The following is a 24335-nucleotide window of genomic DNA, read 5'->3' as shown; positions in this document are numbered from 1 at the left end:
AGGTAAAATCAAGGTTATTATACTCCTTCCTATGCCGCAAGGCAAGCCTTCCCACAGCTTCCCCTGTCAAAATCCGCCGCTGCCGCATAGAATAAAGCAGCTTTTTAAGGGGAGGGCCTGCCATGCTGCGTGTTTATATTCCCGGTGACGTCGCCGTTTACCGCAATTACGCCCGAGCCGTGCGCCGCGCCGGGGCAGTGCCCTGCTTTACCGATGATCCGGCGGACTGCGGCTGTCTGCTGCTTCCCGGCGGCGGCGACCTGTCCCCAATGCTCTATGGACAGACCGATATTGCCTGCCGCGGCCTTGACCCGGCGCGGGACGCGCTGGAAATGGATCTGCTGAATCTGTTCACCTCCGCCCACCGACCGGTGCTGGGCGTCTGCCGGGGAATGCAGAGTGTGAACGTATTTTTCGGTGGCACGCTTGTGCAGGACCTTCCCGGCCACAGCTCGGTCCACGGCAGTGACCGGCTACATAGCGTCACCGCTGCCCCCTCGCTGCTGCGGCGGCTGTATGGGGAGCGCTGCGTTGTCAACAGCAGCCACCACCAGTCCATTGACCGTTTCGGCGCCGGGCTGGAGGCGTTGCAATGGGCGCCGGACGGTACTGTTGAGGCTCTGCGGCACCGCACGCTCCCCATTCTATGCGTCCAGTGGCACCCGGAACGGCTGTCCCTCCCCGGTGCGGCAGATGGGCAGCTTTTATACGACACTTTCCTCTCCATGGCAAAACTGTAAACTTTTCAGGAAAAACGCCTTGACAGAACCGACTTTATATGCTAAGATATGCAAGCTGACATTTCCACGGAGGGCTCATGCAGGTGTAGCACAATGGTCAGGGCACCAGCCTTCCAAGCTGGGGATGCGGGTTCGATTCCCGTCACCTGCTCCAGAATCTGCGCCAGTAGCTCAGGTGGATAGAGCAACTGCCTTCTAAGCAGTGGGCCGGGGGTTCGAGTCCCTCCTGGCGTACCATCTCTCCGGTATATGTCGGCTCAAACGGTTTTATATGTGGTGGGTGTAGTTCAATTGGCAGAGCACTGGATTGTGGTTCCAGGTGTTGTGGGTTCGAGTCCCATCACCCACCCCAGACAAAAGGGGACCGGGATATCCCCGGTTCCCTTTTCTTTTTCCACTTAGGGGCGTAGCCAAGTGGTAAGGCAAGGGACTTTGACTCCCTCATTCGCTGGTTCGAGTCCAGCCGTCCCTGCCAGTTCATTTTCCCCATATTGCGCATGATCCGGTAGCTCAGCCGGCAGAGCAACTGCCTTTTAAGCAGTGGGTCCGGGGTTCGAATCCCCGCCGGGTCACCAAAAGAAAGAGATACGCTTGTGCGTATCTCTTTCTCTGCTATTTCAGTCTTTTGCAAAATGCGGGAGCGGCTGCAGAGCAGCTGCTCCCGTGTCTGATTCTTCCCGCTTACTTACAGGTACTTCACCAGTTTCTCCATCGGCTCCCGCTGGGCGTGGAGCTTGGCGGGATGTGCCCCCTCCGCCGGATAGCCCAGCGGCAGCAGCGCCGTGAGTTGTACGCCCGCCATCTCCGGGAAGGCCGCCAGCATCTTCTCCGGCTCAAATATTCCCACATACGTAGTGCCAAGGCCCAGATCCGCCGCCTGCAGCATCATCTGCGTGGCGGCGATGGTAGCGTCGATCTCGCCATGGTCCTTTCCGTCGGTCTCCCGATGCCACGAAACAGCCGGGTCATAGCCCACGGCAATGATCACCGGGGGATGGAAATGACAGCCCATGCAGGCATCCGCCTTTTCCAGCGCCTCTGCGCTCTGCAGCACAAAAATGCGCTGGGGCTGTTTATTGTGGGCGGTAGGGGCATTGCGGCCCGCCTCCAAAATCAAGTCCAGCTTTTCCCGCTCTACCGGACGAGTGTCAAATTTCCGCAGAGAATAGCGCTCTGCGCAGAGCTTTGCAAAATCCATTGGGATTCCTCCTCATTTGTTTGATCGTGCTGATTGTATCACAGTGCTTTTTTCTCCGCAATCCCCTTCTGTAAACTTTTACCCCCGGTTCCAAAGGCCGTTCTGCTTCAGCATGGCCTCACACTGCTCCCGGCGGCGGGTATCGTAAAATTCGATATACTTCAGGGCGTAAATATCCGTCACGATATACCGCTCCCGCCCCGGCTGGTAGATCGTGATGAAGTCATTGCCCACGTCATAGAGGATCCCCTCCCATGACACGGTGCCCTGTGTGCCCACCAAAAAGGTGGCCACCACGTAGGCGCCCTGATTCCGGGATAGCATCCCTTTAATGGAACCTTTATGAGTCTCCTCCACGCTGAGGGGATTCTGGATCGTCTCTTCCGGCAGATCTGTCCGCATCCCTGGCAGATTGCCCATGGGCACCATCTGTCCGCCGGGCATGGTGACGTATTCCGAACTCTCCGGTGACTGCCAGGAGTGCGCATCACCAACGTTCCTTGTCTCCGTTTGTCCACCGCCATTGATCTCCGCCTGCCAGTCGCTCCCGCCGGACGGGGCCGGCGCTGTCGGGTAAGTATTGAAACGCTGCATAGAAAACACCTCTCAAGTCTTGTAATAGGCATCTGTGGGGTTATAGAAGCAGTGATCCCCGATACGGGTCTGCCAGTAGCCCACCTCGGATGGGAACCTGCTCCGGCACTGAGGGCCGAAGGGATTGTAAAACCACAGGGACTCCGCCACATCGGGAATGCGGTTCCCCACAATGGCCCAGTCGGCAATGTCATAGTGAATCTGCTCCGGCCGCATATTATAAATGTTCTGGGGGTTGTAAGCGCCGTTTTCCGTTTCCGAGGCGCACACAAACTGATAGGGCTGGAAAATGATATTGCGGATGCTGCCCTGCCCCACCCGGGCGTATTCCCCGCCCCGGGCGTGGACCCGGTTCATCACCACACCCGCCACCGCCTTCATCCCGGTGTCACCCTCTCCGCCCGCCTCGCACTGAATCAGCCGCGCCAACAGCTCCCGGTCGGAATAAGCCATCGTCCATCATCCATTCCGCCGCTTCGCATCGGCACAAAATACGGCGTACCTCCGCCGCTGTCCCATTCTATGCCGCTTCTCCCGGTTCGGTGCAAAGCAGCAGCCCCGGAGCGCCAAGCGCTCCGGGGCTGTACTTCCTATTTCCTGTTTGCGAAGAATCACTTTTGGGCCAGCGCCTTTTCAAGGCCCTGTGCCAACTGATCCGGGCAGGAGGTGCCACGGCCCTTGCAGTCGATGCCCCGCAGGCGGCGGACGGCCTCCTCGGCCTTCATACCTACCACCAGCGCGGAAATGCCCTTGAGGTTTCCGTCGCAGCCGCCGACAACCTCCAGCTTTTGAATCACGCCCTGATCGTCCGTCTCCACCGTCATGGAGCGGGAGCAAACACCGTGAGGCTGAATCGTATACGTCATCCTTTTTTCCTTCCTTCCTCGCCCGCCCTTCCTCCAAGCAGGCAAATTATTTTTTACAGAATATCATATTTTTCATGCTCTGCCAAGAGGAAATCCACTTTTTCCTGAATCTGTTTCCGCTGCCACACCCTTCCAAATGAAATGGCAGTGGTTCTTCTATCACATTTTCCGCAAAAAAGGGAGACCAGCAGGCCCCACCCGCCGGTCTCCCTGATAACGTTTTTTAATACTTTGACAGTGCCGTATCAGGCGCTTCTGCCGTTTTTCTGCTCTAAGGTCAGCCGGTCGGCGATCATGGCGATGAACTCGCTGTTCGTCGGCTTGCCCTTGGCGTTGGAGACTGTATATCCGAAATACTTCTGGAGTGTTTCCAAATCGCCCCGGTCCCAAGCCACTTCAATGGCATGGCGGATGGCGCGCTCCACCCGGGAGGGCGTTGTGGCATACCGCTTCGCCACCTCCGGGTATAAAACCTTCGTCACCGCGTTGATGACATCCATATCCTTCACCGTAATCATGATGGCCTCCCGCAAATACTGGTAGCCCTTGATATGAGCGGGAACGCCAATCTCATGAATCACAGAAGTCACTCTTGTTTTCAGGCTGGACGGAGCCGCCTGCGGCGCCGCCAGAAACAGCCCCCGCAACTTATCCAGCAGGATGCTCGGTTCAAAGGGCTTCAGCAGGAAATACGCCGCGCCCAGCTCCGAGATCTCCGCCAGCATCCGCTCCGAAATAAACGCGGAAATGAAAATCGTCATCGGCGCGTCACCCTGCTTTTGCAGTTGGCGCAGGACGCTGATGCCATCCATACCGGAGAGCATCACATCCATCACCAGCAGGTCCGGCCGGTTTTCCGATGCCTTTTTCAAAGCCTCGCTCCCATCCCGTGCCAGTTCTACGGAAAATTCCCCACTCTTTTCCAGTTCCTCCCGCATCAGTGTGCGGAATTCTTCACCGGCGTCAACCAGCAAAACTTTCTTGCGCTGTTCCATAACACACTTCCTTTTTTCAGTTTTTGCGACAACTTCCCAATGTTTCAGTCGCGTTTTATAAAAATAACATATACTTCCAACTTTTTCAATAAATGGTATGTAAATTTTCCAACAATCGTTCGACAATTTTCGCGGGACATCGCAATATTAAGCACCTTTTTGCTTATTCTCTGCTTATCTATGAAAAACTGCTCAAAAATTGCGCTCCCTGTTTTCTTTTTTAGTAGCTGTATTCCATCTCCGTACAAGATGTGGTATAGTAAATATGCTGGATTTTGTGTCGAACACAGGAGGCTTTTATGAATTTAACGCAGCAGTTGACGCAATACTGCCCATGGAACGAGCAGGAGGAAGCAGACCGCAGAGAGCTTCTCCGGCGGCTGGAAAGCAGCGAGGACCTCTACACCCGGAGCAACGCCGCCGCACACCTGACCGCATCGGCATGGGTGGTCAGTCCGGACCGGCAGCAGGTCCTCATGGCCTATCACAATCTCTATGATTCCTGGGCTTGGCTGGGCGGTCACGCGGACGGAGAGCGCGATTTGCTGGCGGTGGCTCTCCGGGAAGTACGGGAGGAAAGCGGCCTGACGGACGTCCGCCCGATTACGGAGGATATCTATTCCCTGGAAATTCTCTCGGTAGACGGACACGAAAAGCATGGGCGCTACGTTTCCTCTCACCTGCACCTGAACGTCACCTATCTGTTGGAGGCCGATCCCGCCGCGCACATCCGGCCCAAGCTCGATGAAAACAGCCGGGTCGGCTGGTTCACGCCGGAGGGGGCCGTGGCTGCCTCCCGGGAACCATGGTACCGGGAGCGCATCTACAAAAAGCTCAACGAAAAGCTGGCGGCCTTCCGATAGCTTTTTTTGCCCTGAATCCATCGGGCGGCACAAATGTGCCGCCCGATTTTTTCACGCTATGCGTTCAAATATGATCCTCCAGCGGAACCCGAATCAGCGCGTCCAGCGCCACGGAGATCTCGTCCTCCACCGCCTGCGCCACCTCGGCGCGGCCCGCTGTCTGCTGATAGCCCTCCACGCCTACCAGTTCAAAGGCCGGGGCATCCACCGCCAGAATGACGCCTGCCTTCACACCATGGAGAGAGGAAACCACCAGCAAACTTGCCGCCTCGTTTTCCATGGCCACTACTCCGGCTCTGGCATATAGCTTCACTGTGGATTCCAGCAGCTCCGGGAAGAACAGCGCCTGCGTCAAAATGATCCCTTTGTGCACCGGGAGCGCCCGCTGCCGGGCCGCATTCACCAGCGCCGTTACCACCTCACCGTCGGCCACTGCCGGATAAGAAAGGGGCACCATTTTCTCCGTGACACCCTCCTCCCGGCAGGCCGCAGTGGCGACCACGATGCTGCCCGCCGTGACCTCCGGCTGCATCCCGCCGCAGGTCCCCACGCGGATAATGACCCGTGCACCGGCGCGCCACAGGCTCTCAAAGGCAATGGCCGCACCGCCGCTGCCAACGCCGTGGGACACCACCGCAACGGGTACACCCTGATACAGTCCCGTATACGTCCAGTATTCCCGGTTCTGCGCCAAACAGCGGGCTTCCGTCAGCCGCTTGGAAATACGCTCCGCCCGGGCGGGATCGCCGCACACCAAAACCCGGGGCGGGATGTCACCCTGAGCAAGATGGATACAGGGAAGCAATGCTTTTTCAGACATAATCGTTCACTCCTTTATCGGTTTGACAAACGGCCGGCCCCGAATGGGCCGACCGTTGTGTTCATGCTTTAAGAATTAGCCCTTCAGCTTTGTACCGCTTCGCTTGCTGAAAATGACCAGTGCCACGATGGTGGCAATATAAGGCAGCGTATTGGTCAACTGCGATTTCACAACGTTCTGGATGGCAAGACCGATGCCCTGGCACAGTCCGAAAAACAGGCTGGCTGCAATGACCAGCAGCGGGTGGGACATTCCCAGCGAGGCTGCCGCCATGGCAATAAAGCCGCGTCCGGAGGTCATGTTCTCCGTGAACATGGTCACCTGTCCCATGCTCAGCACCACGCCGCCCAAACCGCACAATGCACCGGAGAGAATGACCATCTCCATCTGAATGCGGGTAGCCTTGGTGCCAAGGCTCTCCGCCGCTGCCTTGTTGATACCCACGGACAGCGTGCGGAAGCCCGCCACGGTCTTATAGAGGTATACGAACAAAATCACGGCGATGATGTAAGAGAGGTAATCAATGATGGTCAGGTTTTCCAGCACACGGCCAATAAAGGGGATATCCCGGATAAGGGGCAGATTGATCTTCGTCAGGGACATGAGCCGGTTATCCACCAGCTTGCCCCGCAGGCCGAACAGCAGGTACAGCAAAAAGGTTGTAATGGCGCCCACCAGCAGGTTCAGCGCCGTACCGACCACCATGTCGGCCGCCTTGTACTTCACCTGCAAAACGGCTACCACCGCGCCCACCACCGCACCGGAGAGCACACCGGCCAGAACGGACAGCAGCACGCTGGAGGTGTAGTAATCCACGGCGATAGAGGTAAAGCAGGCAATGAGCATCTGTGCCTCCAGCGCCACGTTGAACACGCCTACCTGACTGCACATGGCGCAGCCCAGCGCCGCCAGCAGAATCGGTGTGGTGGAGCGGAGCGTGGAATTGATAACGGAAGCGATATACGCGCTGTTCATGCCGGCTCCCCTCCTTTTTTAGCGGTCTTTGGCTTTTTGAAGCGAATGACGATCTTCACGGATACAAACAGGGTAATGCAGCACTGAATAATAGTCGCAATCTCCAGCGGGATACCCAGTGAGCGCTGGATGGCGCTGCCGCCGATCTGCAAGCCGGAAAGGAAAATGGACACAAAGAACATTCCCACCGGGTCGAGGCCCGCGATCAGCGCCGCCTGAAGGCCCGTCCACGCATAGCTGGTGGAGGAGAGCATTCCGTCCGCATAGCGGTATTTCAGGCCAAAGACCTCCGCAGAGCCGGCCATAGAGGCGATGGCACCGGCCAGCGCCATGGTGATAAGCATGACCTTCACCTGCTTCGTGCCGCCGTAGAGCGCAAAGGAGGGGTTGAAGCCGCCCATCTTGGATTCATAGCCGAACACGGTGCGGCGGGTGATGAACACCATGAACACCACCACCAGCACCGCCACGATGAAGCCCGCGTTGAAGGTAGAGGTGGAGGTCAGCCGGGGCAGGCGCATCAGGGCGTCCACCTCCGGGGTCTGAAGGGCCAGTCCATCGCCGGAGGTATCCTTCAGGGGGTAGGTCACAAAATAGCTTGCGATGTAGTTTGCCACATAGTTGAGCATCAGCGTTGTGATGACCATGCTGACGTTGAATTTCCACACCAGTACGGAGGGCAGCAACGCATACAGCGCACCGGCGGCCATACCGGCGATCCACGCGATCACGGCCACCAGCAACGGCGGACCGGGCAGAAACAGCGCCACCACCGTTGCCACCAGCGTGCCCGTGACCATCTGGCCCTCAACGCCCAGATTGATGTAACCGGCCCGCCATGACATACCGGTGGCCATAGCGCAGATAATGATAGGCGTGGCACGGGTCAGGGTGGAGAACAGGTAGTAGGGCTTAATAAAGGACTTTTCAAACAGCTCCGCGTAGACCGCCATCGGATTTTGTCCGCAGGCCAGAATGACCACAGCGCCCACAACAAGGCCGAATATAATCGCCACCAGCGGCTGACACAGCGCCTCCCAGCCCCGCAGAAGCAGGGCTTTACGGGCCGCGCTCTGGTTCTCATTTGCTTTCATGGAGCGAGCCTCCCATCATCAGAATACCCAGAGCCTCTGCCGTGGCGTCCGCCTTGCGGAACTCACCGGCGGCGCGGCCCTCGTAAATCACGTAAATGCGGTCGGACAGGGACATGATCTCCGTCAGCTCAGAGGAGATCAGCAGCACAGCATCGCCCTTTTCCCGCTTTTCCAGCAGCTTATTGTGAATGAACTCAATGGCGCCGATATCCACGCCCCGGGTAGGCTCCGCCGCAATGAGCAGCGGGGAGTGCTGCTCCATCTCCCGGGCAACGATCAGCTTTTGGATGTTGCCGCCGGAAAGCTCGCCCGCCTTCTGGTTCTGGCCACTGTTGCGGACATCGTAGTCATCCAGAAGTCTCTGCGTAAAGGTCTTGGCCCCCTTGCTGTTCAAAAGGCCGTGGCTGGAAAGCTCCAGCTTATGCTGATGGGCCATGATGGCGGTCTCCGTCAACGTGGCCTGCTTGGCACAGCCCCAAAGATAGCGGTCCTCCGGAATGCAGGCACACCCGGCCTGCCGGATATCGCCCACACTGCGGCCCGCCATATTCTCCCCCCGGAGCACGATCTCACCGGAGGTGGGCTGCAGCAGACCCGTCAGGCATTGAATGAGCTCAGACTGACCGTTGCCGGACACACCGGCAATGCCAACGATCTCGCCGGCGTCCACATGAATATTGAAATGGTCCAGAATATTTTTCTTGTCCGGCCCCGCCAGCACCAGATCCTTTACATCCAGCACCGTACCGGTGGTCTCCTGCGGCAGCACCTTGCGCTCCACGATATGACGCCCCACCATCAGGAAGGACATTTCCTCAATGGAGGTCGCGCTCTTCGGCATTTCCTGAATGTACTTGCCAAGGCGCATGACCATGACCCGGTCCGCTACGGCCATGACCTCATGGAGCTTATGGGTGATGATGATAATGCTCTTTCCCATGGCCGCCAGCTTCCGCATGGTGGCCAGCAGCTCGTTGACCTCCTGCGGCGTCAGCACAGCGGAGGGCTCATCAAAAATGATGATGTCGGCGTCCTGATAGAGCACCTTCAGAATCTCCACCCGCTGCTGCAGGCCCACAGGGCAGTCCTTCACCAGCCGCTTCGGATCGATGTGCAGGCCGTACTTCTCGCACAGCTCCTCCGTGATATGTACGGCGGTCTCCCGGTCGAAAAACAGGCCCTTTTTCCGGGGCTCCCGGCCGTAAACGATATTCTCCGCCACGGTGCAGGGCTCCAGCAGCATAAAGTGTTGCTGGACCATGCCGATCTTCTTCGCGATGGCATCGTGGGGAGAGCGGAAATGCTGAAGTTCTCCGTTGATATAAATTTCGCCGGAGGTGGGCTGCTCCAGCCCGTAAAGAATTTTCATCAGCGTGGACTTACCGGCACCGTTCTCTCCTACCACTGCCAAAATCTCACCCTTATCCAGCGTGAGATGCACATCGTCATTGGCGTAAAGAGAACCGTATACCTTGGTAATGTGTTTCATTTCCAACAGCAAGGGAATACACCTGGCCTTTCCTCATGATATCCTGTTCCGTTTCCCCGGCGGCAGCCATCTGCCGCCCGGGAAGCGAAACAGTCGTGGGACCGCACCGCGCAGCGGTGCTTAACAAAACGTTTACAGCCGTTTTAGAAAAAAGCAGACGGGAAGAATCAGTCTTCCCGTCTGCTTCTTATCAGCCTTGGGACGCGGAGGGCCCGGACGGACCCTCCAAGCAGACTTCCTTGTATCAGGCTCAGTTTGCGAAGTACTCTTCCTCGGTGGGATAGTTGGTCAGGTCCAGAGCACCGGTGCGGATATCCTCAGCGATCTGCTTGAGCTGGGCGATATCGTCATCGGACAGGCGCTCGCTTCTGGGATTGGGAGAGTCATGGGTCACATACACGGCGCCGATGGTGCCCTCGGCAACGCCCCAGACGGAGTTCTCATCGGTGTAATTGCCGCTGAAGAACTCGTCGATCAGGTTCCAGACAGACTGATAGGTATCCTTGATCTGAGAGGAAACGATGTAGGGATTCTCGGGATCGGTCAGGTCAACGTCCTGACCGGAGGTGTAGAAGCCCTTCTCCTTGGCGGCCTCGAAAGTGCCGCTGTCACCGCCGGCAGCGGCGGAGTTGATGAACACGCAGCCCTGCTCATACTGCTGGATAGCCAGCTCCTTGGCCTTTGCGGGGTCGGAGTAGGAGCCGGTGTAGTTGAACACGAACTCGGCATCGGGATCGATGGACTTCACGCCCTCCATGTAGCCATAGCGCCACTTCCAGGAGCCGGGGCCCTCGTTGACATGGACAGCGCCGTACTTGTGGGACTCACCATCGGTGGTCAGAGCGGCCAGAGCGCCGATGAGGTAAGCGCCCTCCTGCTCACGGTAGGAAATGCACTTGACGTTCTCGGCCTCCACCTCAGAGTCGATCAGGGCATAGTGGGCAGCGTCGGGATACTCGGTGGCCACCTTGTTGACGGCGTCGCCGGACTGCCAGCCGCCGCCGATGATGAGGTCATATTCCTCAGCCACCAGAGCGCGGATGTTATCCTCGAAAGCAGCGCTGTCGGCGCACTCGGCCACGGTGGCCTCAAAGCCATACTTGTCGGCAGCTTCGTTCAGGGCCTCTACCATCTGGGTCAGGAACACCTGCGTGCCGACCTTGTCGCACACCAGCGCGATCTTCATGCCCTCGCCGGGCTTAGCCTCACCGGTGGTCTCACCGGCAGCAGCGTCGCTGTTGTCAGCGGCAGGGGCATCGTCCTTCTTGGAGCCGCAGCCCGTCAGCAGGGACAGGGACATAGCCAGCGCCAGAAGCATTGCAAGAGTCTTTTTCATGTTTTTCCTCCTACGTTCATTTTCGGTCCATACAGAAAAGCGGGCTGCTCCCCATACCGCTGTGCGGACGGATAAACATTGGTCACCCGCTTTGTATGAGAACATTATAGCCATAAGGTCATACTTTGTCAATTTTAGTTTTCGAAAACGCTCAATTTGCGTATAATTTTAGCAGAAGATATCAAAAGGTCAACCTATTATTTTTACAAAGCAACAATATCTCACCGGCGCTCAGTCCGTAGCTTGACAAAAATCCCGCCGCCCGCAATAATACAAGAAGACACGAAGCGCGGCAAAGCCGCAGAATATGGAGGGATAACACCGTGAGCAAACAGATTGAACAGGCGCGCCGGGGACTGTCCGCCTCGGAGCTGGGACATGTAGATACGGCCGCGCCGGAGCGGGCGCCGGGATACGTGCTGCTGCCGGGCGACCCGAACCGGGTGGAGAAAATGGCCGCGCAGTGGGACGAGGGCGCAAAGCTGTATGCGCTGTCCCGGCGCTCTGCGGCGGCAGTGGGTACCTACAAGGGCGTAGAGCTGGGCGCGTGGTCCACGGGCATCGGCGGCCCCAGTGCGGAATGCACGCTGACAGACCTTGCCGCCCGGGGTACTCACACCTTTATCCGCGTCGGCACCACCGGTGCCATTCAGGAGGGCATCCGCATCGGCGATATCATCATCAACGATTCCAACGTCCGGCTGGATGGCACCTCCCACCTGTATGTCCGGGACGAATATCCCGCCGCCGCGTCCTATGAGGTGGTGCTGGCACTGGTGCAGGCCTGTGAAAATCTGGGGCTGCGCTACCATGTCGGCACCGGCTGCACCTGCGCCTCCTTCTACACCGGCCAGTGCCGCACCAGCTACGGCGGCTATCGCCCCTCTCATCTGGATGCAGACTTTGCTGATCTGCGGCAGGCCGGCGTGCTGAATTTTGAGATGGAGGGCGCTACTGTCACCACCCTCAGCCGCATTTTCGGCAAGCGTGCGGGAATGTGCGCTTCCGTGGTGGCCCAGCGCATCACCGGCGAGTGGGACGAAACGGCAGAGGGCGAGTACAACGCCTGTCTTGCCGGTGCGGAGGCTGTCCGCATTCTGACAGAATGGGACCGGAAAAAAGCGGAGCAGGGGAAGCGATACTACTTCCCCGGACTGTGAGGCCGCCATGGACGAGGCTCTGAAAAAAACGCTCATCGCCAAAGCGGCGGAGGTCCGCCACAACGCCCGAGCCTTCAGCGGCTTTCATGTAGGCGCCGCCCTGGTGACAAAAAGCGGCGAGATCGTCACCGGCTGCAATGTGGAGCTGCATACCACCCTCTCCAGCATCTGTGCCGAGCGCACCGCCATGGTCAAGGCCGTGTCCATGGGACACACGGAATTCACGGCCATTGCCGTTGTCTCCGACTCGGACAAGCCCGTATCCCCCTGTGCGTTCTGCCGGCAATATCTGGTGGATTTTGACCCGGATATTCAGGTCATCATGGCCAACGCCGCCGGGACCGATGTGGTGGAAATGACCGCGTCAGAGCTGCTGCCTATGGCCTTTATGGGCAGCGGGCGGGACAAATAAATCACAGGAAAAAAAGCCCCGCCTGCCGGATTTTGGCAGGCGGGGCTTTTTATTCTTTTCCGCTGAACTGCTGCCGATATGCCTACAGGCTCATCTTCAGGATGTTCAGAATGTCCTCCTCCGTCAGAGGAACGAAGGTGTTGTCGAAGCGGGGGCCGTAGGCCTTTTTCGCCATGAGGGGCAGCTTCTCCTCGCCGATCCCCACCTCCCGCAGAGTGGAGGGCAGGCCCATGGAGGTAAAGAAGGCCCGGGTCTTTTCAATGGCGGTCTCCGCCAGCTCCCGCCGGGGCAGCTTGGGATCAAGGCCCCAAACATTCACGCCGTAGGCGGCAAAGCGGTGCTCGGTCTTTTCGTTCAGTACATAGCGCATCCAGTTGGGGGTCAAAATTGCAAGGCCCACACCGTGGGTAATATCGTAGAAGGCAGACAGCTCATGCTCAATGGCGTGTACGCTCCATGCCACCGGCTTACCCATCTCAAGGAAGCCATTGATGGCCCACGGAGCGCACCACATCAGGTTGGCCCGGGCCTCATAGTCGTCGGGCTGGGCGATGGCCTTGGGGCCGTAGTGGATGCAGGCCTTCAGGATAGCCTCTGCCAGACTGTCGGCAAGGAAAGAATCCTCAATGCGGCTAAAATAGTTCTCAAAGGTGTGGGACATGATGTCCGCCGTACCGGCCGCTGTCTGGGAGGCAGGCAGAGAGCAGGTATAGGAGGGGTCCAGAATGGACACGGCGGGCAGGCAAACATGGGCGTCAAAGGCCAGCTTCTGGTTGGTCTCCATATCGGAGATCACAGCGGTTCCGTCCATTTCAGAGCCGGTGGCCGCCATGGTCAGCACGGTGAAGATCGGCAGCGCCTTTTCCGGCACGGCCTTGCCGGAGGGGAAATCCCACACATCGCCATCGTAGCAGGCACCGGCGGCAATGGACTTGGAGCAGTCGATCACGCTGCCGCCGCCCAGCGCCAGCACACCGTCCAGTTTGTTGGCACGGCACAGCTCCACGCCCTTGCGGACCGTGATAATGCGGGGGTTGGGCTCCACGCCGCTAAGCTCCACCCACTCGATGCCGTGGGCTTTCATCTGCTCCACCGCACCGTCATACACGCCGTTGCGCTTAACGCTGCCGCCGCCGTACACCACCAGCACGCGGCTGGCACGGCTGGCGATCTCCTCGCCCAGCTTGCTGATCTGACCCTTGCCGAAATGAACCACCGTGGGGATATTGAACGTAAAATTCTGCATAATTGTGATCCTTTCCGCCGCACAGCGGCGCTTTTTTCACAGCCGCCTCCGGCGGCATGGTTTTTCAACAGTATGCTTCAAAGCGCTTGGAATACTCATTTGCAAAAGGCACGTAAACCGCATTCAGGCCAATGCCGCGGCTCCGTCTCTCAGCGGTACAGCCGCGCCACACACGCCCGGGCATCGTGAAGAATGCGGTCGGCGTCCAACGTCAAAAATTCGCCGTTTTCATAGAGAATGCGGCCATCCACCATGGTCATGACCACATCGCTGCCCTGGGCGGAATAGGTCATCAGCGCCAGCGGGTCTACATTAGGGCAGAGATGGGGGCGATTCAGGTCAATGGCAATGATATCCGCCTTTTTTCCCACCTCCAGCACACCGGTATCGTTCCGGCCCTGAAGCCTTGCACCGTTGCGGGTAGCCATATTCAATACCTGCGCGGGCTTCATCAGCGTGGGGTCATGGGTAAAGCCGTTGTGGAGCACGGCGGCAAGGTGCATTTCCTCCATCATGTTCAGGTTGTTGTTGCTGGCGGCACCGTCCGTACCCAGCGCCACGTTCAGCCCCAGCTCCAGCATCCGGGGAATGGGGGCAAAGCCGCTGCCGAGCTTCATGTTGCTGGTGGGATTATGGACCGGGCTGACGCCCTTTTCCAGCATCAGCGCCATATCCTCCTCCGTGACCCAGACACAATGGGCGGCAAAGGTAGGGGAGTCAAACGTCCCCAAATCGTTGAACCACTGCGCAGGGGTCTTGCCGTATTTGGCAATGCACTCCTCGTGCTCCTTCTTCGTCTCGGAGAGATGAATGTGCATCCGCCCGCCGAGGGCCTTGCAGTCGGCGCTGTACGCCTCTACAATATGGGGGAAATTCGTGTACTCCGCATGGATGGCAAAGTCAATAAGAATGCGCCCCTCCGCCATGCCGTTGCAGCGCTTAAAAAGGTCGATGGACTCCTTGGCACGAGTATTCTGCTCGTAGGTCTCATTTTTATCAAAGCACTGGCTGGGGCGGCAAAGGTTTGCTTTGATACCCGCCTCTACCGCGTTTTCCACGGCGGTATCCGTATGGAAATACATATCGGAATAGCTGGTGGTGCCGGTGGAGATCATCTCCAGCAGCGCCAGCCGGTTGCCGATGCGGATGTCCTCCTTTGTAAATTGATCCTCAATGGGCATCATCTTTTCAAACAGCCACTCCTGTAGGGGCAGGTCACTGCCAACGCCCCGCAGCAGCGTCATGGCGGTATGGCCATGGCAGTTGATAAGACCGGGGACCAGCATTTTGCCGGTCATGTCCTTTTCCCGGTCATAGGCGGCCTTTGGCGGCTCCGTGCCGATATAGTCGATCACGCTTCCGTCAATACTGAGGTAGGCATCCGCCAAATAGCGATAGCCTTCTCCGTCACCTGCCAGAATATCACAATGCTTCAGTAACAGCTTCACGCGTTTCCCTCCCGTCCGTATCAAATGGCCGCCACGATTTTCTTCATGTACGCGCTGAAACGGCTGGCGATGGTCTTGGACGTTTCGTCCACCTCCTCCGTGGTCAGGGGACGGTCCAGCACACCGGCGGCCATGTTGGTCATAACGGACAGCGCCAGCAGCGGCATTCCGCAGTGAGCGGCGGTAAGCGCCTCCGTCACCGTGGACATGCCCACGGCGTCCGCGCCCAGAATCCGGGCGGCGCGGATTTCGGCAGGCGTTTCAAACTGCGGGCCGGTGAAGAACATATACACGCCCTCGTGGACCCGGATACCCGTGCCCTCGGCGCAGGCCACGGCAATTTTCCGCAGCTCCGGCGTATACATCCGGGTCACATCGAAGAAACGGGGGCCAAACTCCTCCACATTGGGGCCGCGGAGGGGGCTGTGGCCCGCCAGCTTGATGTGGTCGGAAATGATCATCACATCACCGGGACGGTAGCCGGTATTCACGGCACCGGCGGCGTTGGTAATGATCGTCTTCTGAACACCCAGCAGCTTGAATACCCGGATGGGAATAACCAACTGCTCAAAATCATAGCCCTCATAGGAGTGGAAGCGGCCGGACATACAAACGACCTTGCGGCCGCAGACAGTGCCGAAGATCAGCTTGCCCGCGTGGGAAGCTACTGTGGACACAAGGAAATTGGGAATGTCCTTATAATCCACCACGATGGGGTTTTCGATCTCCTCCGCGAACGGCCCGAGACAGGAGCCGAGAATAATGGCGATCTCCGGTGTGAAATCCACCTTTTCCTTGAGATAATCTACGCTTTTTTGAAAATAGTCATATGTATAGGGCATACTTCGGATACCTCCTGCTTTTTTAGCGGCGCGGCTTCAAAAAAGCGCCGTGTTTATTTTATATTAACACGATTTGGAATTTGCGTCAATCATGCAAAAGCTCTGGACAAGCCATGGAATCTGTGATACAGTGAAACAGATTTTTTCACGTAGGGAGCGAATGCGATGACAACGGAACAGATCGTTGCGGACTGGGTATCCCGGGACGCCTTTGGATATGGGTATCTTTTAGATTTCTGCCGGCGGGGTGCACGGCTCTGCTGGGCGGAGGACCGGGGCATCGCCCTGCGGAATGACCGCTTTTCCATCACCTATACCGGCGGCGAGGTCCCTCTTGACCTCCCGGAGCTCAACGGCACCGGTCTGGTGCTGTCAGATTGCAAGGCTGTCCGGGATCACCTTGTATCGGCCCATCCGGACTGGTTCACCATGGAGGCAGCACAGGCCATCTATCCGGGCAAGGAGCCGCCGCGCCTTCAGGCCCGTCCCGGCCTTTCCGTCCGTCCGCTGACGGAGGCCGATTTAAATTTTGTGCTGGAGAACTATCACAATCCCGGCGCATATGAAAGCCACATCCGCCAGCGAATCGAAGAAGGAATGCTGGGCGGCATGGTGGACGGTGCGCTGGCAGGCTTTGCCGGTATCCATCAGGAGGGCACCATGGGACTGCTGGAGGTCCTGCCGCAGTTTCGGCGGCGCGGGCTTGCGGAGGTACTGGAGGTCGGGCTCATCGCGCAGCAGCTCCGCCGGGGCCTTCTGCCCTACTGCCATGTCCGCCTCGGCAACACAGCTTCAGAAGCGCTTCAGACCAAGCTGGGGCTGGTGTTTGACTCCAGACGGACGCTGTACTGGATTGGCTGAGCGCCGCTTTTTTCTGTTCTTCAAGGAGGGCGTCGGTTTTTAAACCGACGTCCTCCTTTTTTAATATGCCTTCTGCCGCTGCGGCAAATACATGGGGATTTTTTGCTTTTTCATGCAATAAAACAGCGGTTTTTGCAGATAATTCTGAAAGGAGCTTTTCAAATTTTCAAATAAATCTGCGGACAATCCTTTTTACGTTTTCTCCCCGGCCTCCAGCATCGTGCCAATAGAAATGCCATAGCCCTTGGTGGCATCCGACAGCAAAACGTGGGTCACGGCGCCCACTAACTTCCCGTCCTGCAAAATTGGGCTGCCGCTCATGCCCTGCACAATTCCGCCGGTGGCAGCGATAAGCGCCGGGTCCGTAACGGAGAGCACCATCTCCCGGCCATCAGCGGCACCGGGCAGCACCTTTAAGATTTCAACGGTGTATTCCTCCACCGCATCCCCTGCCACATTGGCGCGAATCACAGCTGGTCCCGCTTTGGGCTCTACCGCCGGGACGCATTCACCGCAGGTCAGCGGGCAGTCCGCCGTGACCGTTCCGAAAATACCGCAGCTTGTGTTGGCGTACAGCGTTCCCACATCACCGGAGAGGTCGAAATCTCCCCGCAGCTCCCCGGCGCTGCCGGTGCCGCCCTTTTTCACCGCCTTGACGGTGGAGGCCAGAATAGCCCCGCTGCCAAAGGGCATCAGGGCGGCAGTATCCCCATCGGTGATGCCGTGTCCCAGCGCGCCGAAGGTCCGGGTCTCCGGGTCATAATACGTCACGGTGCCGATTCCGGCCATGCTGTCGCGAATCCACGCGCCAATACAGCACACGCCCGCGTCATTTCGCTCCGGCTCCACAGAGAGCGTCATAGCGCTTCCGTCCCGCTTGATGGCAAGCTCTGTAGCCTCCGTTCCGTTTTCCTGCAAGAGCGACTGGAACTGTTCCGTGGAGGTCACACTCTCGCCGCCGCACTCCAAGATCACATCGCCGGTTTTCAAGCCGCAGGCCCGGGCCGGCGTTGTGCCCTCCGGCAGCTTTACCACCACAACGCCCCGGGAAAACAGCTTGACACCTACGGTGTGCCCCACGGGAATCAAGCTCCGCTCCCCGTTTTCCACCGCCAGTGCCGCTGTGGTGCACAGCACCAGCGCCATGACCGCCGCTGCGAAATATCGGAGCGGCCCTTTCGGTTGTTCCTCATGCAATCATCATCCCTCCCTCCGAAGTCCGCAGCCCTTCTTTTTTCATAAAATTTTGTTTTACAGCCGCAGGACGCTCGTAATGTTCCCGCCTGTTCTCAAAGCGGGCATTCGTAGCTTGTGCTGCTGAGAAAAACCGAACCCCGACAAAAAGCGGCAGCGGCGCCAGAGAGATTTTCCCTTTCGCGCCACTATGGGCGAAAAAAAGCGTCCGCAGGAATTTTCCTGCGGACGCTGGCAATATGTAGTGTGGCGTTTAATCCCTGCGATTGAAAATTTTGAAAATATCATCAAAGGGATCGGGCTCCGGCTCTGCGGCCTTCTCCGCCTCCGGCGCAATGGGCTCAATGGGGGCAAAGGGCACGGCGGGCTTGGCCTGCTCCTTTTCCTGTCCCTCCAACTGCACCGTGGGCTTCTGGAAACTGCCGATCTTGGGCAGCTCCGTCTCGGGTGCCTTATCAAAGCCGGTGGCGATAACGGTCACGCGAATCTCGTCATCCATGGTCTCGTCGAACGTAGCGCCGAAGATAGTGAGGGCATCGGGATGAACAGCCTGCTGCACCAGAGAGGCCGCCTGCTCCACTTCTTCGAGGCCGATATCCATGGAGCCGGTAACGTTGATGAGCACACCCTTGGCGCCCTCGATGCTGGTCTCCAGCAGCGGGCTGGAAATGGCCATCTTCGCGGCCTCCTCGGCCTTGCCCTTGCCGGCCGCGCGACCGACGCCCATGTGGGCCATGCCGGCGTTTTTCATAATGGCGGTAACATCAGCAAAATCCAGATTGATAAAGCCGGTATCCCGAATCAAATCGGAAATGGACTGCACCGCCTGCCGCAGCACATCATCAGCGATCTCAAAGGCGTTGGCAAACGTGATCTTCTGGTCTGTGGCGTGCTTGAGCCGCTCATTAGGGATGATGACCAGAGAATCCACCTTGTCCTTCAACTCGGAAATGCCGCTTTCCGCCTGCTGCATCCGGCGGCGGCCCTCAAAGCCGAAGGGCTTTGTGACCACAGCCACCGTGAGAATATCCATCTCCTTGGCGATCTCCGCCACAATGGGCGCGCCGCCGGTGCCGGTGCCGCCGCCCATACCGGCGGTGATGAACACCATATCGGTGTCCTCCAGTGCCTTTGCGATCTGGTTGCGGCTCTCCTCAGCGGACTTGCGGCCCACCTCCGGGTCGGAGCCCGCGCCCTGCCCGTGGGTCAGCTTTTCGCCGATTTGAATTTTGTAGGTAGCGCTGGAAACATTCAGCGCCTGCTTATCTGTATTCACGGCCACGAACTCCACACCCTTGGTGCCGGTCCGGACCATGCGGTTGACCACGTTATTGCCGCCGCCGCCAACGCCGATGACCTTGATGTTCACAACGGACTCGGGGCCGGTCTCCAATCCAAATGCCATAGCGGTGCCTCCTGCTGTCTTTTGTACAAAAGGGCGAGGATACGCCCCTTTATATACTGTATTTTGTGTTTACACTATTATATGTTATTGTATGCTATTTTTCCTGTCAGGTCAAGGGGCGCGGCGGATTTGTTTCGTATTTTTTTCTCGGTCCCCGTGCCCGCTCCGCCCTTATTTTACGGAATTCTGGATAAAGTTGGTTTTTCCGTCCTCGCCCCGCATATTAAAGGTGCCGGTCATATTTTCCTGAATCTTGCCGCTGGCCAGAATGGCGTCCAGCGTCCGCAGCTTATAGGCAAAATCGGCGTCATAGTTCAGCTCCACAGAAAAGCGCCCCATGTAGTCCATGGTGAGGTACGCGGCATTCCCGATATGGATGGCGTCCACCTCCCCCAGCTTATCCGCCGCCTCCAGCGCCGCCAGCAGCTCTAAAAGGCTCTGCCACCGGGTATCATTCTCCGTATCCAGCGCGATGAGCGTCCCCACGGAGGGGGCCAGCAGGCGGCAGCCATCAATGGTGGGATAGTCCCCCACCGTGTTCCGCTGCTCCACGATCTTGCCGCCGGGGCTGACCAGCCAGACCGTCCCGTCCTGTGCCCACGCCAAGGGATCGCCGCACTCCTTGATTTCAATCAGCAGCGTATCCGGCAGCTTGCGCTGCACCCGGGTCTCCTCCAGCTCCACATAGGGCAGCGCCTCCGCGATGTTTCGGATAACCTGATACTTATTCAGGAGGAACAGGTTGTCACCGTCCTTTACGCCGCTGACCTCCCGAATCTCCGCCTCCGTATAGCGCTTCTCGCCGGTGATAACCACCGTATCCACCCGGAAAAACAGCGTGATGGCGGCCACAAGGCAGCCGCAGATCAGCAAAACAGACAGCAGCTTATAGAGGAAGCCGCTGCCTCCCCGTCTGCGCCGCCGCGCCGAGCCTCTCCGTCTTGCCATACCGTTTCTCCTTTGTTCTTTGTTTCTAAGCGTCTGTCTCCCGCCGCCGGATATCGGCCCCCAGCGCCCGCAGGTCGCCCTCAATGCTCGCATAGCCCCGGTCGATATGGCCGATATCCGAGATCACGGTCTCGCCCTCCGCCGCCAGCGCCGCCACACACAGCGCAGCGCCGCCCCGGAGGTCCGTGCACCGCACCGCCGCGCCGTGGAGCCGCTCCGTTCCCAGCACCACCGCCACCCGGCCGTAGGTGCGGACGTCCGCGCCCATCCGGGCCAGCTCATCCACATGGCGGTAGCGGCTGCTGAACAGATTTTCTTCAAACACCGCCGCGCCCCGGCACCGCAGCAGCGCCGCCATAACGATAGCCTGCACGTCCGTGGGAAAGCCGGGATAGGGGGCCGTGCGGATAGGCGGCGGAGCGGTCAGACGTCCTTCGCAGCGGCAGCGGAGGCCGCTTTCATCTCCATTCACCGTGCAGCCCGCCGCCCGGAGAACTGCCGTGACCGTGGAGAGATGATTTTCCCGGGCATCCCGCAGATAAACCTCTCCACTGGCGGAGGCACAGGCGCACAGGTAGGTCGCCGCCGCAATGCGGTCGGGCATCACGGTGTATGTACCGCCGTGGAGGGGCCGCCTGCCCCGAATTCGGATGGTAGAGGTCCCGGCGCCGGTAATGTCCGCCCCGCAGGCGGTCAGGAAATTCTGAAGGTCCTCAATTTCCGGCTCCCGGGCCGCATTGGTCAAAATCGTGACACCCTCCGCGCCGCAGGCTGCCAGCATCAGGTTTTCCGTAGCGCCCACCGATGGAAAGCCCAGCACAAGCTCCCGCCCTGTCAGTGTTTCCGCCTGACAGCGCAGCGTACCGCCCTCGTCAATGATTTCCGCGCCCAGCGCCCGCAGGCCGGTGAGGTGCAGGTCAATGGGCCGTGGCCCCAGCTCACAGCCGCCAGGGCTGCTGAGGGCCGCCTGCCCGCACCGGGCCAGAATGGCCCCTAAAAAAATCACCGAGGAGCGCATTTCCCGCATCAGCGCGTCCGGGATGGCGCAGCCATTCATACCGGCAGTGTCCACCACCAGTGCATCGTTCTGCCACCGGGCTGTACAGCCCAGTGCCTCCAGAATGCGGATGGACGCCTCCACATCCTTTAACCGGGGGCAGCGCCGCAGCACTACCGTGTCCGCTGTCAGCAGCGTCGCCGCTAAAATAGGCAGCACGCTGTTTTTTGCCCCCTGTATTGTGACCTCCCCGGATAGGCGTCTGCCGCCCGCTGCCAAAAGTTGGCTCATGTCCGTCCCTCCAAGTCAGAATGATGTTCCGCATCATCCTATGGAGTCCGGGGGGATTCGGTTCCTTTTCCGGCAGTATAGCACGAAAATGCCGGGAAGGAAACCGTATAAATGTAAACGTTTTAAGCGCTGATCAGGTCTTTAAAATCGACTGCACCGTATCGTAGATGCGCGCCGCCGCATCCCGGACGCCCAGCGCCGCCATAGCCGCGCCCATGGCCGTGCGCCTCTCGTCCTCCCGCAGCAGCCTTGCCGCGCTTTGAAAGAGCGCCTGCCCGGAGGCGTCCTTTTCCAGCAGCACCTCCGCGCCGCCGCCCGCCTCCAGCGCCCGGGCATTTTTCTCCTGATGGTTGTTGGTCACATAGGGCGAGGGCACTAAAATCGCCGGGATTCCCAGCGCGGTCAGCTCGCTGACCGTGGATGCCCCCGCACGGCAGATCACAAGGTCCGCCGCCCGCATCACCGGCGCCATGTCATAGATGTACTCCCGCACCTGAAGCGCCGGGTGGGCCGCGGGGTCAACGCCCTTTTCCCGCAGCGCGGACAATACCTTGGGATATCCAGCCTTTCCCGCGCCGTGGATATGGTGGAACGGCTCCTTTGCCGCCTCCAGCGCCAGCATATCTGCCATATTGGCGTTCATGCCCGCCGCGCCCAGCGACCCCCAGAAGGAAACAATAAGGGGCCGCCCATCGTTGACGCCCAGCCGCTTCTTAGCCTCCTCCCGTGTCAGCGTGAAAAAATCCTCCCGCACCGGTGTGCCGGTGACCACTATCTTATCCGGGTGCTTGTAGTGCTTTCGACAGCTTTCAAAGCCCACCATAATGCGGTCGGCAAAGGGCTCCAGCAGCTCCGTGGTCAGCCCCGGCACGGCGTTGGATTCATGCACCGCCGTAGGAATCCCCGCCTTGGCGGCGGCCTTTACCATGGGATAGCTGGCATAGCCGCCGGTGCCGATGACCACATCGGGCCGGAAGTCCCGGAGAATGGCCCGGGCCTCCGCCGGAGAGCGGACCATGTTGTATAGAGACACCAGATTATGCTTTATTTCGGCAGGCTTGAAGGAGCGGTGAAAACTGGAGATATGCACCGTGCGGAAATCATAGCCCGCCGCAGGCACCAGCTCCTTTTCCAGTCCCCGCTCCGCGCCCACAAACAAAATCTCTACGCCCGGATTTTTCTCCGCCACAAGCTGCGCCACGGCGATGGCCGGGTTCACATGGCCCGCCGTGCCGCCGCAGGTAAAAATCACCCGTCGAATCTGTTTTTCCATAAAGCTCCCCTTCTCGGTTATGTCCCTTTTTCAGCGGAAAAAGGCGGGATACGCTACCCCGCCTTCGTCGGCTTCATCTGTCGGGAAACGCTGAGTACGATTCCCATTTCCGCCAGTTGGATACACAGTGCCGTGCCGCCGTAGCTGAAAAACGGCAGCGGAATACCGGTGGTCGGCAGCATACCCGTCACCACGGCGATATTCAAAAACACCTGCATGGCGATGAGGGTGATGATACCCACCACCAACAGCGCACCGAAGCGGTCCCGGGTGTGCAGGGCGATCCAGTAGCCCCGCAGCACCAGCGCCGCGAAGAGCAGCATGATGACGCAGGCGCCGATGAGGCCCAGCTCCTCGCAGACAATGGCGAAAATAAAATCGTTGTGCTCCTCCGGCAAAAACAGGAATTTCTGCCGGCTCTTGCCAAGGCCCAGTCCCCAGAGTCCCCCGGAGCCGATGGTAATAAGGCTCTGAGAGAGCTGATAGCCCTTATCGCCCGCGTCCGCCCACGGGTCCAGCCAGTAGGTAACGCGGGAGGTATTATAGCCAACAATGAACAGCACCACATACGCCATGGCCCCCACCGCGCCGATAGCGGCAAAGACCCAGCGCCAGTTGATGCCGCCCACCAGCATCATAGCCGCGCCGGCGCCCAAAATCAGCAGTGCGCCGGAGAGGTGCGGCTCCTTACCCACAAGCCCCGCCGTTAAAACGAGAATAAAGGCGTAAGGTACGATGCCGTAGCGAAACGTCTGCATCTGCTCCTTTTTTCGGGAAATGCTGCCGGCAAAGTAGACCACGATGGCCACCTTTGCGATCTCCGAGGGCTGGAACGTCAGCACGCCCAAACCGATCCAGCGGCGGGCGCCGTTGCGGAGCTGGCCGATGCCCGGAATAAGCACGATGACCAGCAGGAAAAGGGAAATATACAGCAAGATCTTCCCCGCGCCCCGCAGGCGCTGATAGTTGAAGCGGCTGACAATAAACATCACCGTTGTTCCCAGCACGGCGAACACCGCCTGCCGCTCAAAGTAATACATAGGATTGTGCTTGGAGGGATTTGCCTCGTAATAGGCGGAGGGAAAGCTGGCCGAAAGCAGAATCACAAGGCCGATGGCGGTCAGCAGCAGCACCAGCAGGCAGAAGGGCAGGTCAATGGGTCCCTTTGCCAGCTCCCGGCTCTGCTCCATTTTCTCCCGGCGGAGCTGCTTGCGCTCCTGCAGGACCAACTGTTCCTGACGGGTCAGGGGGCGGCGGCGCGTCCGCTGCTCCATTGCCATTGCGTTTC

The 24335-nt window shown here is 58.9% G+C and carries 24 protein-coding genes and 5 tRNA genes; 10 read left to right on the top strand and 19 right to left on the bottom strand.

Annotated features, from left to right (window positions below):
• Nucleotides 1–122 precede the first annotated feature (122 nt).
• The 6 genes from PY311_RS10405 to PY311_RS10380 all read left to right on the top strand — a co-directional run bounded on the left by PY311_RS10405 (nt 123) and on the right by PY311_RS10380 (nt 1315).
• Nucleotides 123–740 carry a gamma-glutamyl-gamma-aminobutyrate hydrolase family protein gene (locus PY311_RS10405; RefSeq protein ID WP_286148615.1) on the top strand — a complete coding sequence of 206 codons (618 nt, stop codon included), beginning with the start codon at nt 123–125 and terminating at the stop codon, nt 738–740.
• A gap of 79 nt (nt 741–819) precedes the next feature.
• Nucleotides 820–894: transfer RNA gene (locus tag PY311_RS10400), tRNA-Gly, on the top strand.
• Between the two features lie 6 nt (nt 895–900).
• Nucleotides 901–977, top strand: a tRNA-Arg gene (locus PY311_RS10395).
• Between the two features lie 39 nt (nt 978–1016).
• A tRNA-His gene (locus tag PY311_RS10390) sits at nt 1017–1092 on the top strand.
• 48 nt (nt 1093–1140) lie between these two features.
• Nucleotides 1141–1215 (top strand) — tRNA-Gln (locus tag PY311_RS10385).
• Nucleotides 1216–1239: 24 nt separating this feature from the next.
• Nucleotides 1240–1315: transfer RNA gene (locus tag PY311_RS10380), tRNA-Lys, on the top strand.
• A gap of 110 nt (nt 1316–1425) precedes the next feature.
• Here PY311_RS10380 and PY311_RS10375 read toward each other — a convergent pair.
• The 5 genes from PY311_RS10375 to spo0A all read right to left on the bottom strand — a co-directional run bounded on the left by PY311_RS10375 (nt 1426) and on the right by spo0A (nt 4393).
• On the bottom strand, nt 1426–1938 hold the full coding sequence (locus tag PY311_RS10375; RefSeq protein WP_286148614.1) for a nitroreductase family protein: 513 nt from the start codon (nt 1936–1938) through the stop codon (nt 1426–1428).
• Nucleotides 1939–2016: 78 nt separating this feature from the next.
• Nucleotides 2017–2532: a hypothetical protein gene (locus PY311_RS10370; RefSeq protein ID WP_286148613.1), complete on the bottom strand. Its 516-nt coding sequence runs from the start codon at nt 2530–2532 to the stop codon at nt 2017–2019.
• 12 nt (nt 2533–2544) lie between these two features.
• The gene (locus PY311_RS10365) at nt 2545–2985 is read right to left on the bottom strand and encodes a cell wall hydrolase (RefSeq protein ID WP_286148612.1); all 441 of its coding nucleotides are present in this window, start codon (nt 2983–2985) and stop codon (nt 2545–2547) included.
• A gap of 158 nt (nt 2986–3143) precedes the next feature.
• On the bottom strand, nt 3144–3398 hold the full coding sequence (locus tag PY311_RS10360; RefSeq protein WP_286148610.1) for a TIGR03905 family TSCPD domain-containing protein: 255 nt from the start codon (nt 3396–3398) through the stop codon (nt 3144–3146).
• A gap of 245 nt (nt 3399–3643) precedes the next feature.
• A complete protein-coding gene (gene spo0A / locus PY311_RS10355) occupies nt 3644–4393 on the bottom strand; it encodes a sporulation transcription factor Spo0A (protein ID WP_286148609.1) in 750 nt (249 codons plus the stop codon).
• Nucleotides 4394–4692: 299 nt separating this feature from the next.
• On the opposite strand from spo0A, the gene PY311_RS10350 reads away from it, so the two are divergent.
• On the top strand, nt 4693–5256 hold the full coding sequence (locus tag PY311_RS10350; RefSeq protein ID WP_286148608.1) for an NUDIX hydrolase: 564 nt from the start codon (nt 4693–4695) through the stop codon (nt 5254–5256).
• Nucleotides 5257–5320: 64 nt separating this feature from the next.
• Here PY311_RS10350 and PY311_RS10345 read toward each other — a convergent pair whose 3' ends face one another.
• From PY311_RS10345 to PY311_RS10325, 5 genes are all read right to left on the bottom strand, one after another.
• Nucleotides 5321–6076 (bottom strand): nucleoside phosphorylase, encoded by a 756-nt coding sequence (locus PY311_RS10345; RefSeq protein ID WP_286148607.1) that lies wholly within the window; start codon nt 6074–6076, stop codon nt 5321–5323.
• Between the two features lie 75 nt (nt 6077–6151).
• Nucleotides 6152–7051, bottom strand: coding sequence for an ABC transporter permease (locus PY311_RS10340; RefSeq protein WP_286148606.1), 900 nt, complete (start codon nt 7049–7051; stop codon nt 6152–6154).
• Complete coding sequence (locus PY311_RS10335; protein ID WP_286148605.1) at nt 7048–8145, bottom strand: ABC transporter permease; 1098 nt, start codon at nt 8143–8145, stop codon at nt 7048–7050. Before PY311_RS10335 ends, PY311_RS10340 begins: the two co-directional genes overlap by 4 nt.
• Nucleotides 8132–9646 (bottom strand): ABC transporter ATP-binding protein, encoded by a 1515-nt coding sequence (locus PY311_RS10330; RefSeq protein ID WP_286148604.1) that lies wholly within the window; start codon nt 9644–9646, stop codon nt 8132–8134. Before PY311_RS10330 ends, PY311_RS10335 begins: the two co-directional genes overlap by 14 nt.
• A gap of 238 nt (nt 9647–9884) precedes the next feature.
• A complete protein-coding gene (locus PY311_RS10325) occupies nt 9885–10970 on the bottom strand; it encodes a BMP family ABC transporter substrate-binding protein (RefSeq protein ID WP_286148603.1) in 1086 nt (361 codons plus the stop codon).
• Nucleotides 10971–11293: 323 nt separating this feature from the next.
• Here PY311_RS10325 and PY311_RS10320 point away from each other — a divergent pair, with 323 nt between their 5' ends.
• Complete coding sequence (locus PY311_RS10320) at nt 11294–12130, top strand: nucleoside phosphorylase (protein ID WP_286148602.1); 837 nt, start codon at nt 11294–11296, stop codon at nt 12128–12130.
• 7 nt (nt 12131–12137) lie between these two features.
• On the top strand, nt 12138–12542 hold the full coding sequence (locus PY311_RS10315; protein ID WP_286148601.1) for a cytidine deaminase: 405 nt from the start codon (nt 12138–12140) through the stop codon (nt 12540–12542).
• A gap of 82 nt (nt 12543–12624) precedes the next feature.
• On the opposite strand, the gene PY311_RS10310 is transcribed toward PY311_RS10315, so the two are convergent.
• The 3 genes from PY311_RS10310 to PY311_RS10300 all read right to left on the bottom strand — a co-directional run bounded on the left by PY311_RS10310 (nt 12625) and on the right by PY311_RS10300 (nt 16078).
• A complete protein-coding gene (locus tag PY311_RS10310) occupies nt 12625–13788 on the bottom strand; it encodes an iron-containing alcohol dehydrogenase (RefSeq protein ID WP_286148600.1) in 1164 nt (387 codons plus the stop codon).
• Between the two features lie 149 nt (nt 13789–13937).
• Nucleotides 13938–15236: an amidohydrolase gene (locus PY311_RS10305; protein WP_286148599.1), complete on the bottom strand. Its 1299-nt coding sequence runs from the start codon at nt 15234–15236 to the stop codon at nt 13938–13940.
• Between the two features lie 20 nt (nt 15237–15256).
• The gene (locus PY311_RS10300) at nt 15257–16078 is read right to left on the bottom strand and encodes a purine-nucleoside phosphorylase (RefSeq protein WP_286148598.1); all 822 of its coding nucleotides are present in this window, start codon (nt 16076–16078) and stop codon (nt 15257–15259) included.
• A gap of 165 nt (nt 16079–16243) precedes the next feature.
• Here PY311_RS10300 and PY311_RS10295 point away from each other — a divergent pair, with 165 nt between their 5' ends.
• Nucleotides 16244–16939: a GNAT family N-acetyltransferase gene (locus PY311_RS10295; RefSeq protein WP_286148597.1), complete on the top strand. Its 696-nt coding sequence runs from the start codon at nt 16244–16246 to the stop codon at nt 16937–16939.
• A gap of 192 nt (nt 16940–17131) precedes the next feature.
• On the opposite strand, the gene PY311_RS10290 is transcribed toward PY311_RS10295, so the two are convergent.
• From PY311_RS10290 to ftsW, 6 genes are all read right to left on the bottom strand, one after another.
• Nucleotides 17132–18136, bottom strand: coding sequence for a SpoIVB peptidase S55 domain-containing protein (locus PY311_RS10290; RefSeq protein ID WP_286148596.1), 1005 nt, complete (start codon nt 18134–18136; stop codon nt 17132–17134).
• A gap of 250 nt (nt 18137–18386) precedes the next feature.
• Nucleotides 18387–19538, bottom strand: a complete 1152-nt coding sequence (ftsZ, locus tag PY311_RS10285) for a cell division protein FtsZ (protein ID WP_286148595.1) — start codon at nt 19536–19538, stop codon at nt 18387–18389.
• Between the two features lie 171 nt (nt 19539–19709).
• Entirely contained in the window at nt 19710–20486 is a 777-nt protein-coding gene (locus PY311_RS10280; protein WP_286148594.1) for a cell division protein FtsQ/DivIB, read from the bottom strand.
• A 25-nt stretch (nt 20487–20511) separates the two neighbouring features.
• On the bottom strand, nt 20512–21774 hold the full coding sequence (murA, locus tag PY311_RS10275) for a UDP-N-acetylglucosamine 1-carboxyvinyltransferase (protein ID WP_286148593.1): 1263 nt from the start codon (nt 21772–21774) through the stop codon (nt 20512–20514).
• Between the two features lie 133 nt (nt 21775–21907).
• Complete coding sequence (murG, locus tag PY311_RS10270) at nt 21908–23047, bottom strand: undecaprenyldiphospho-muramoylpentapeptide beta-N-acetylglucosaminyltransferase (protein WP_286148592.1); 1140 nt, start codon at nt 23045–23047, stop codon at nt 21908–21910.
• Between the two features lie 53 nt (nt 23048–23100).
• Entirely contained in the window at nt 23101–24327 is a 1227-nt protein-coding gene (gene ftsW / locus PY311_RS10265; RefSeq protein WP_286148591.1) for a putative lipid II flippase FtsW, read from the bottom strand.
• Nucleotides 24328–24335 lie beyond the last annotated feature (8 nt).

The organism is Neopoerus faecalis, from assembly GCF_029218125.1.
Lineage (GTDB): Bacteria > Bacillota > Clostridia > Oscillospirales > Oscillospiraceae > Oscillibacter > Oscillibacter faecalis_A.
The sequence above is the reverse complement of the archived record's forward strand: the minus strand, read 5'-3'. Positions and strand labels throughout refer to the sequence as shown.